This window comes from Devosia sp., from assembly GCF_034675085.1.
GTDB lineage: Bacteria > Pseudomonadota > Alphaproteobacteria > Rhizobiales > Devosiaceae > Devosia.
This window is the reverse complement of sequence record NZ_JAUCDN010000476.1, coordinates 1-1,640: the sequence shown is the minus strand read 5'-3', so window position 1 is coordinate 1,640 and position 1,640 is coordinate 1. Positions and strand designations below refer to the sequence as shown.

Below are 1,640 nucleotides of genomic sequence, written 5' to 3'. Positions count from 1 at the left end.
AAGACTTAGATCATTTCAGCGTTTCTCCTAAACGGTGAAATAATCCAGCGTCGCCTCAGCCCGTTTCCGCGCCCGTGAGCGTCGTCACCTCGATCAGCGCCCGGTCGGTATGAACAGTGATGGCCAGGTGCTCAGCCTGCACCACATCGAGGATTTTGCTCGGCCGATAGGCACAGACCGCAGTCCCCCCGACATGGCGCACGCTGGGATAGACGATGCCATCCGCCCCGGCCGCGCGCAGGCCTTCCCCGAAGGGCTGGCTGGCCCCATAATCGCGCGCATCCAGCAACGGCCCCTGCACCTGGTTCCCCAGATCGTGGAACTCCCCTTCCAGCCGGGCCCGATAGACGCGGAATTGCCGGCTCTGCGGGCTCAGCCCGCGCGCCCAGGCTTCACGGCGCAGATGATGGCCCACTTCGGCAATGCCGGTCTCGATCCGCCCCGCGCCGTACCAGGCCCCCAGATCGGGTCCCGAAAAGCGCGCGCCCATGGGCGGGGCGTGCAGGAAGGCGGCCATGACGATGGAGGCGTTGGGCCGGCCGAAGACCCATTCCTCACGGGGCAGGCGAGCGAGGCGTTCGGCCACCAGTCGGTCATTGGTCCAGCCGGCCAGCTCCATCACCGCTTCCAGGTCAGCCGCGTCGGCGGCGCTCTCGAACAGCGCCACGGGCGGAAAGCGCGACGGGATCAGCCGGTGGCTGGGCTGGGGCGCCGCCACCAGCGGGGCTAGCGCCATGCGATGTCCCGGTCGGTGGTGGGCGCGAAGCTGGTGTCGATGGCATTGGGCGGCATATAGAGCCCGCCCCGCGCCGCATCGAGGAAGCGCCGCACCAGCATCAGCCCATCCAGGCTGCCATTGGTGATGAGTGCCAGCGGCGCCTGGCCGCCGAACACCGGTGCGCGATGCGGCCCCGTGAGCCAGGCCAGCGCCTCGCCTTCGGTTTCGAACAACACGCCCAGGGCCTGATGAATGCCGAAGATTGCCGAGAGCCGCATCAGCGCATCCACGTCCAGCGTCACCGCCCCATGCTCGCGGGCGATGCGCAGCCAGTTGTGATAGGTCGAGCGCGAGGGATAGCCCAGGATGAGCCGGCGCTGCTCCTCGCTCAGCCCCCACAGCTCGGCGATGCCGGCAAAGCTGCGCAGGGCCGGCCCGCTCAGCCGCCGGCGATTGGCCGGTGCGAACCGCCCCGCCGGGGCGGCTTCACCTGCGGCGACAAAGGGGGCCTGGTACATTTCCGAAAATCCATGGCTGTGCATTTTCAGCTCCTTGGATTTTCATATAGTCCATTTCCAGACCTTTCACAAGACATTTTGTCCAATACTGGACATTCAGCCCTCTCGCCGCACCGTTTCGGGCAGCAGGCCGCGCGGCGCGTAGCGCAGCGCCACGGAGATGACGGCGCCGAGCACGAAGACACGCATCTGCAACGCCCGCGACTCGATCTCCGGAATGGCGCCCCAGCCCCAGCCCTCGGTCAGGTGCGAAAGATTGACGAAGATAACCTGCGCCAGCGGATCGGAAATGACCCAGACGATATAGATGAGGAATGAGCCGAGCACGACGCCCCAATTGTTGCCGGCTCCGCCCACGATCACCATCACCCAGATCATGAAGGTGTGGTTGATCGGCTGGTAGC

General features: G+C 66.2%; 2 protein-coding genes and 1 pseudogene. All 3 read right to left on the bottom strand.

Going from position 1 to position 1,640, the window contains the following annotated elements:
* Positions 1-55 precede the first annotated feature (55 nt).
* Positions 56-736, bottom strand: a complete 681-nt coding sequence (locus VDP82_RS17895) for an RES family NAD+ phosphorylase (RefSeq protein WP_323016166.1) — start codon at positions 734-736, stop codon at positions 56-58.
* Entirely contained in the window at positions 727-1,236 is a 510-nt protein-coding gene (locus VDP82_RS17890; RefSeq protein ID WP_323016167.1) for an MbcA/ParS/Xre antitoxin family protein, read from the bottom strand. Before VDP82_RS17890 ends, VDP82_RS17895 begins: the two co-directional genes overlap by 10 nt.
* 96 nt (positions 1,237-1,332) lie before the next feature.
* Positions 1,333-1,640 (bottom strand): annotated as a pseudogene (locus tag VDP82_RS17885) (branched-chain amino acid ABC transporter permease); the annotation flags it as partial.

Coding starts and splice junctions, on each gene's coding strand:
- VDP82_RS17895 (WP_323016166.1), bottom strand. CDS start 736: ATGGCGCTAGCCCCGCTGGTGGCGGCGCCCCAGCCCAGCCACCGGCTG.
- VDP82_RS17890 (WP_323016167.1), bottom strand. CDS start 1,236: ATGTACCAGGCCCCCTTTGTCGCCGCAGGTGAAGCCGCCCCGGCGGGG.